The sequence below is a fragment of the Synergistaceae bacterium genome (assembly GCA_021372895.1).
Lineage (GTDB): Bacteria > Synergistota > Synergistia > Synergistales > Synergistaceae > JAJFTP01.
Genome location: JAJFTP010000026.1, coordinates 20,914 through 28,978 on the forward strand (window position 1 = coordinate 20,914; position 8,065 = coordinate 28,978).

General features: G+C 48.6%; 5 protein-coding genes. 4 read left to right on the forward strand and 1 reads right to left on the reverse strand.

The window, feature by feature from the left end:
* Position 1 precedes the first annotated feature (1 nt).
* A complete protein-coding gene (locus LLF78_02490) occupies positions 2-2,425 on the forward strand; it encodes a xanthine dehydrogenase family protein molybdopterin-binding subunit (GenBank protein ID MCE5201369.1) in 2,424 nt (807 codons plus the stop codon).
* 45 nt (positions 2,426-2,470) lie between these two features.
* Positions 2,471-3,862, forward strand: a complete 1,392-nt coding sequence (locus LLF78_02495) for a purine/pyrimidine permease (GenBank protein ID MCE5201370.1) — start codon at positions 2,471-2,473, stop codon at positions 3,860-3,862.
* A gap of 115 nt (positions 3,863-3,977) precedes the next feature.
* Here the strand turns inward: LLF78_02495 and LLF78_02500 are convergent, their stop codons facing one another.
* Entirely contained in the window at positions 3,978-4,493 is a 516-nt protein-coding gene (locus tag LLF78_02500) for a DNA-deoxyinosine glycosylase (protein MCE5201371.1), read from the reverse strand.
* A 234-nt stretch (positions 4,494-4,727) separates the two neighbouring features.
* Between LLF78_02500 and LLF78_02505 the strand changes: the two genes are divergently transcribed.
* Both LLF78_02505 and carB read left to right on the forward strand, forming a co-directional pair.
* Positions 4,728-5,780: a carbamoyl phosphate synthase small subunit gene (locus LLF78_02505; GenBank protein ID MCE5201372.1), complete on the forward strand. Its 1,053-nt coding sequence runs from the start codon at positions 4,728-4,730 to the stop codon at positions 5,778-5,780.
* 2 nt (positions 5,781-5,782) lie between these two features.
* On the forward strand, positions 5,783-8,065 hold a 2,283-nt coding region (gene carB / locus LLF78_02510), incomplete at its 3' end, for a carbamoyl-phosphate synthase large subunit (GenBank protein MCE5201373.1).

The window sequence follows — 8,065 nt, forward strand, 5'->3', positions numbered from 1 at the left end:
AATGAATCAGATAATAACTGATGACGGTGTCGGACAGTGGACAACCAGGAAGTATGATGATGAGAAAGCCAGCGGTGCTCTGCATTTTACAGATGACCTTTGTTTTGGCCAAGATCTTCTGCATGCCAGAATAGTACACTCGACGGTTGCCCATGGAGAGATTGTTTCAATTTCAACAAATGAAGCTTTAAATGTTAAAGGCGTGCTGAAGGTTATAACAGGTAGGGATTTTGATCATCACTTCGGGTTATACCTTATGGATCGCACTCCTATGGCCATTGAAAAGGTTCGTTATTTTGGAGAACCTGTTGCTCTGGTTGTTGCAGAGACTGAAAATGCTGCTGAAGAAGGGGTATTAAAAGTTAAAGTTGAATATAAAGAATTGCCGGCAGTCTTTGATCCGGTTCAGGCTATAAAAGACAATTCTGTCCTTGTCCATCCAGAGCTTGGAAGCTATAAGAAAGTAGACTATCTTACTCCGCAGCCTGGTACTAACATCGGCAACTGGTTCAAAATTCGTCGCGGCAATATTGATGAGGCTTTTGAGAAGGCAGAATATGTGATAGAGGAGATTGTTAATTGCCCCCAAATAGCACATGGATTCCTTGAACCTTATTGCTGTATTTGTCAGAAAGATGCTGTCAGCGGAAGGCTGACAATATGGACCGCAGCTCAATCCGCGTTTGCGGTGCGAGACATTCTGGCAAAGGGGCTTGATTACCCGCTTAATAAGATAAGGGTGATAGCGCCTCCAATTGGCGGCGGATTTGGTGGTAAAGCCGGAATGACGATAGAGGCGCTATGCCTGTCTGCGGCGATGAATCCAGATTTACAAGGACGGCCGGTTAAATTATTTGTTCCGCGGGAAGAAGTGCTGACAACTAATGGTGTAAGACAAGGGTATGTTGCCCGTATTAAACTGGCTATTGATAAGGATGGAAAGATACAGGGTATCAAAAATACATTTTACTTTGATACCGGCGCCTCTGCTGAATATGGAGCAAATCCGGTAAGAAGTGCGGGTTATACTTCAACAGGCTGTTATTATATCCCGAATGTCTGGACCGACAGCTATGCAGTATACACTAACAAACCGTTTGGTACGGCATACAGAGGGTTTGGACTTCCTGAGCTTATGGGCGCCATGGAAGTCGTTATTGATATAGCGGCCCGAAAAATCGGCATGGATCCTATAGAATTCAGATTAAAGAACCTGCTTTCGGAGGGTCTTCCTACCTGTACAGGAATGGATATGCATGCACATGCGCTAGATAAAATTGTTCAGAAGGTCTCAGATAAAATTAAGGCGGACGTAAGAGAAAATGCGATCCGTCCCGGATGGATCAGGGGAAAGGGTTTTGCCTTGGCAATCAAGGCACCTGCTATTCCGGCAGATGCGTCTTCCTCCGCTATAGTAAAAATTCTTGGTGACGGTACGGTTGAGGTCCTTGCAGCGACCATGGATATGGGACAGGGGGCGTATACTGCTTATGCGCAGATGGTTTCAGAAGAATTATCTATTCCATTGGATAAAATACGCTGCCTGTATCCCGACACCAACAGCCACCCATATGACTGGCAGACTGTTGCAAGCAGGTCGTGCTGGATTATGGGAATGGCCGTGAAAAAAGCGGCTACTGAGGCAAGAGAAAAACTGCTTGCGTTGTTTGCTGAATATTGGCAGGTGTCGCCTGATGATCTTGTCCTGGATCATGGATTAGTAATGTGCCCAATGAAGAATCTGGTTTCGTCTATCGATGAGAAAGTGCAAAATGGTTTCAAAATGCCGGATGGTATTTTGAAGGGCGGACCGATTATCGGTACCGGAACTTTTACCCCCCCTGATATCATATATCCGGATATTGAAACAGGGCAGTCGCCCAAAAGCGTTGTCCATTTTACAGTAGGAGCAGTAGGTCTGGATGTTGAGGTTGATCCGGGAACCGGGGAGGTTGCCGTTAACAGTATCGCCGCCGGTTATGATATAGGCAAGGCTATCAGTCCGATGAACGTGCGTGGTCAAATTGAGGGTGGAACCATACAGGGGCTTTCTGCAGGACTCTTCGAAGGCATGTATTATAATGAGCAAGGTAAGCTTCTGACTCCGGATTTTACAGATTACAAGATAGCAACATCAATGGATGTCCCGTTTAATATGGATATCTTCTGGGAAGAAACTCCGGAAAAGATATCTCCGTACGGGAATCGCGGAATAGGGGAGCATTCGATGATTGCTGTGGCTCCTGCACTGAATAATGCAATTTTTGATGCTCTGGGTGTTCGTCTGCATTCGTATCCTGCGACGAGAGAGAAGGTCTATCGGGCCGTAAAACTTATGAAAAAGGGCGATGCGTCAGATATGGATATTTGGCAGTCAAATTTTGTAAAAAAACAGGACTATGAAACGGCAATGAAGGAATGCTAGACCAGCTTTAAAACTTTAAAACAATTATCAAAGGGGGAAAATTTAATGGCAAAGAGGAGAGAGCTAGTCTACAAAATTGATGACAGGCCGTCGTTGCCGATCGCGATTATGGCTGGAGCGCAGCATGTCCTTACCCTGTTCGGAGCAACAACTCTGGTCCCATTGGTGCTTGGTCCGGCTATGGGAATGTCCCCGGAACAGATTGCCACCTTTATCGGGTGTGTGTATTTTGGTATGGGTGTTGCCACCCTTATTCAGACACATCCAAAGCTTGGAACAGGCCTGCCGATAGTCCAAGGATCCAGCTTCAGCTTCATACCTCCGCTGCTGACTATCATCGGGGCATATAAAGTTTTGGGGCCAAATGTTGTGATGCAGTATATCGGCGGGGCTTTGATCGTTGGTGGTGTATTTATGTCGATGGTGGGTTACAGCAAGATCGCGGGGCGTATCACAAAAGTCATAACTCCGGTTGTGATCGGTCCGACCATTATGGCTATAGGCTTCTCTCTGGCCCCCGTCGCTGTCCAATTCAATGCCGCAAAATACTGGCCCATTTCGCTGGCCGTTGTGGCGATGATATTTTTCTTCAGCCTTGTAAGCAAAAATAAATACCAAAATATATTTGCTGTCCTTGGGTCGATAGTTATTGCTTATCTTATCTGCCTTTCGGGTTCATTGTTCGGTCTTTTTCCAAAAGGACATGCCGCGTTTGTCTCGCTAAGTAACGTTGCAGTGGCGCCCTGGTTTCGTTACAACGTCATAATGCCATGGGGTGTGCCAAAATTTTCCGCGCTTGCAATAGGTGCGATTTCTGCGGGTTTCTTCTGTGTATTGATTGAATCCATCGGAGATTATCATAACTGCGCCTATGCGGCAGGAATAGGGGATCCCACGCCAGAGCAGATAAATCGTGGGATCGGGGCAGAAGGAGCAAGTTGTATGCTGTCAGGGATATTCGGATCTGTAGGTACGACTTCCTATACTGAGAATATCGGGCTTATCGCTCTTACCGGGGTTGCAAGCAGATATGTAGTCAGAATAGGCGCGGTCATTCTGATACTGCTTTCTTTTGTCGGTAAGCTTGGTGCTCTTATTGCCACTATGCCGTCGCCTGTTATCGGCGGAGCCTATATTACCCTTTTTGGCACCATTGGAGCTCTGGGAATTCAGAATTTGATGAGGGCGGACATGGGCAGTCAGCGAAATGTACTTATAGTTGGATTTGCATTCCTTATGGCCCTAGGGCTTCCCGGATGGGTCGATGCAAATCAGGCTCTTTTTACCGGCGGGTTGATGGGAAGTACAGCAGGCGGGGTAATATGGGCCATACTTAAGACTCCGATGGCAGTAGCCGGCATTTGTGCCGGCGTTTGCGATAACATTATTCCCGGAACTCCTGAAGAACGCGGCATTACAGCAAGACAGATGAGTTGATTATATTTCTGGGACTGCTCTGATTCAAGTGCTGGCAGACTCAAGTATTCTTTTTTGACTTAGTGGATAAACACCTATCAATAGCGGCGGATGCTTTATCTGTCGCTATTGGTTATCACCGGAGTAGCGTAAGCGCCCTTTCCCACATCTCGAACCTTTCATGGTCACGTCCTGCGCAGGCAGGGCTGGTCGAAAGAAGACGCTTATAGCGAAGAGGAGGTTGGCCGAAATATTTTTTGAAGTTTGAAAATGCGCAGCTGCCGTTGTAAATAATGAAGCTGATATTCGGATGTTCTTTCAGCAAAAGCGGGATGTCGTTCGGGATCTGATTTCTTATGTTTCCGTCGCTGCTGCCTTTGCGGTCAGCGCATTTCAATACATCCCACAGGGCAATATGGTTGCTGAGCAGCAATGAACATCTGATGCTGTAATCGTTTGATAACGGCGTATCAAATATTGCAAACATTATTTTCCAGAAACGGTTTTGCGGATGAGCGTAGTATTGGTTAAGTTCAAGGGATTTTAGTCCGGGCAGCGAACCCAGTATAAGTATCCGGGATTTCTCATCCACAAGCGGCGAAAAACTATATTCCATCTTGCACACCTTTCCTTCTGTGACCATTATAATCATTCCATCTCATCCAATATAATTTATGCAACCGATTAACCAAAGTCTATGGCTAATTTTTTTGTGTATAAAAATCACTTGACTTATCAGAATCCCAAGTTATAATACTCTGCAACTTTGAACGATAGGTAAAAGCAATAAATAAACAAAACATAATTTCAGGTTTATTTATTTGTCGATGGCCCGTCCATATGAAACATTATTTCCCTTTACGGGGATATAAGGAGCTGCGAAAAAATGAATAGAAATGTGTTTTTGACCCTCGCCGACGGAAGTGTGTGGCGTGGCAGCGGAAAACTTGCGAGGCCTGCTGAAGGAGAAGTTGTCTTTACCACTGCCGCATGCGGTTATCCACAGACACTGACAGATCCGTCATACTGCGGGCAGATAGTTGTCTTTGCGTTTCCTCCCATAGGTATTTATGGAGTTGACAAAGACAGGCTTGAGGGGCGGCGCGTATGGCTCACCGCAGCTCTTATCTCTTCGCTTAACGAAACTGAAAATGGACGTTTTTGCAGCCTAAGTTCATGGATGGCGGAAAATGACAGGCCTCTGGTTGACGGGATAGATACGAGGCAGCTCATTCTCAGGATAAGGGCGTCAGGTTCAGTGATGGGGAGACTTGACAGCGAACCTGCTCTGCCATCTTTATCGGAGCTGCCCCATGACATGGTAACAGTCGTTTCTTGCAAAAAGACAGAGGTTGTAGGAGACGGTGACGTGACGGTCGGTATCATTGATTACGGTGTCAAGGAGGGTATTATAAGGAGCTTTGTCTCATTGGGTTGCCGTGTCGTACGTTTTCCTAACACCACAAAGGCCGAAGATATTTTATCCGCAGGGCTTGACGGCATTATTATGAGTAACGGGCCCGGGGATCCGTCTGTACTTGACTATGAAATAAAGGAGATAAAGAAGATATTGGGCAGGCTGCCACTGCTTGGAGTCTGCCTCGGCAATCAGCTCCTCGCACGCGCCTGCGGTGCAGATACCCATAAGCTGGCATTCGGACACAGAGGCGCGAATCAGCCGGTCATTGAAACAGCCACGGGAAGAGGTATCCTGACCAGCCAGAACCATCAGTATGCCGTATCGGAAGAGAGTCTTGCCGGTACAGGGCTCGAAGTAACGTTCCGTCATCTTGGCGACGGTACGATAGAAGGGCTCCTACACAAAGAACTTAATGCGTTGAGTGTTCAGTTTCACCCTGAGGCATCTCCCGGTCCTGAAGATGCCGGATATATCTTTGCGGATTTCGTAAAACGCATACGCGCGGCTAAGGTGGCATAAAGATGAAAGACCTCGCAATAAAGACAGTTCTTGTGCTTGGTTCAGGCCCTATCCGCATAGGACAGGCGGCGGAGTTTGACTATGCAGGCAGTCAGGCATGCCGTGCCCTGAAAGAAGAGGGCTGCCGCGTTATACTTCTCAACAGCAATCCGGCTACTATACAGACTGATTCTTCCGTTGCGGATGTTGTCTGCATGCGTCCGCTGCTTCCCGATGTCGTTGAGAGCATCCTTGCGGAGTACAGGCCGGACGGTGTGCTTGCAACCCTTGGGGGGCAGACGGGGCTTAATCTCTGCATGGAGTGCCGCAAGCTTGGTATATGGGAAAAATATAATTGCAGGGTTCTTGGCACACAATCAGATGCTATAGCGCGCGCAGAGGGTCGCGAGCCGTTCCGTGAGGCCATGATAGGTTGCGGTCAGCCCATAATTGCAAGCAGGGGGATATCCTCCGTCGCGGCTGCGCAGGAATTTGCCATGCACACGCCGCTTCCGCTGATTCTCCGCCCGGATTTCACACTGGGAGGGTCAGGTAATTCTGTCGTAAGAAATATTGAAGATTTTGTCGTTAAAGTCGAAGATGCGCTTACAGCCTCTCCTGTCGGACATGCTCTTATCGAACGCTATCTGGAAGGATGGCATGAGATAGAGGTGGAGGTTGTCCGCGACAATGCCGGCAATGCGCTTGCAGTGTGCGGCATGGAAAATATAGATCCTATGGGAGTACACACAGGTGATTCTATAGTGGTCTCGCCGGTGCTTACACTGACGGACCGGGAATGGCAGATGATACGTACGGCTGCGCTTAAGATCGTAGCCGTGCTTGACATACGCGGCGCCTGCAATGTGCAGTTTGCGCTCTCTCCGGACGGGTACAAATATTACGTAATAGAGGTCAACCCGCGTGCCAGCCGTTCAAGTGCTCTTGCGAGCAAGGCCACAGGTTATCCCATAGCTCGTATGGCGGCAAAGATAGCACTCGGGATAAATCTTACAGAGATGCCTAATCATGTGACTGGGGCCGGCAGCGCGCTTTCAGAGCCTGCTCTTGATTATGTTGCGGTTAAAGTTCCGTCATGGCCGTTTGATACCTTTCCTCAGGCGGACGCGTCTCTTGGGCCGCGAATGAAGGCAACAGGGGAGGTCCTCGCAATCGGCTCAACTTTCGCGCAGGCACTGGTAAAAGCCTGCCGCTCTCTTGAACGCGGCAGGAGACTCCCGGACAAACGTATGCGCACATGGGAGACCGGCAAACTATGGAAACAGATAACGGCTCCTACGAATCTGCGTCTTGAAGCGATAACCGAGCTTCTGCGCCGCAGTTCTGCTACTGTGGAAGATATGGCGCGTCGCACACATATAAGAAGATATTTCCTTGAGCAGCTTAATGCGATACAGCTGGCAGAAAAATACCTGGAAGAGGATGGGCCATTTAACGGTAATATTGTTTCAGCGAGACAGCACGGACTTTCTACGGGACAGATTGCGGACGCATGCAATATATCCGTCAAGGAGGCGGAGGCCCTTCTTGTATCTGAGGACTGTATTACGGGCTACAGAGAGGTAGACGGATGTGCGGGGGAGTTCCCGTCCGGTTCCGCATACTACTATGGGGCCTATGGAACAGGAAGCGATCCGTGGGACGAATGCGGGGGCGGAGTAGTCGTACTCGGATCAGGTGCTATACGGATCGCACAGGGAGTGGAGTTTGACTACTGCTGTGTCAAGGCTGTCGAGGCACTACGCAGGCGCGGTGTTAGAGCAATAATGATGAATGTTAACCCAGAGACAGTCAGCACCGACCACGATATATCGGATGCGCTGTATCTTGAGCCGCTCACCGTAGACGATACTATGCCGGTGCTTAAACGTGAAAAGGCAAGGGGCGTCTTTGCCTGTTTTGGAGGACAGACATCGCTGCGCCTTGGTCTTGACCTTGCCGCAGAGGGAGTGGGGCTGCTTGGCCCCGGCGCAGAAATCATAGACGCTGCAGAGGATCGCGGTAAGTTTTCCAGGCTTCTTGCCAAATTGAACATACCTGGCCCCGAAGGTGGCGATGCTGCATCTCTTGAAGAGGCATTAAGCATAGCACGGAAACTTGGTTACCCGTTAATGGTGCGCCCAAGCTTTGTCATTGGCGGTGTCGCGATGAAAGCTGTCTATAGCGAAAATGAACTGCTGGACGTATTGGGAGAGGCATTTGAAGCCGTGCCGGGGCAGAGTGTCATGGTTGACCGCTTCCTTCCAGGAAAGGAGTTCGAATGTGATGCGGTTTGTGATAGAGAC

Excerpts from the sequence above, each read along its gene's own strand:
- LLF78_02505 (MCE5201372.1), top strand. The coding sequence starts at position 4,728 with ATGAATAGAAATGTGTTTTTGACCCTCGCCGACGGAAGTGTGTGGCGT.
- LLF78_02500 (MCE5201371.1), bottom strand. The coding sequence starts at position 4,493 with ATGATTATAATGGTCACAGAAGGAAAGGTGTGCAAGATGGAATATAGT.
- LLF78_02495 (MCE5201370.1), top strand. The coding sequence starts at position 2,471 with ATGGCAAAGAGGAGAGAGCTAGTCTACAAAATTGATGACAGGCCGTCG.
- LLF78_02490 (MCE5201369.1), top strand. The coding sequence starts at position 2 with ATGAATCAGATAATAACTGATGACGGTGTCGGACAGTGGACAACCAGG.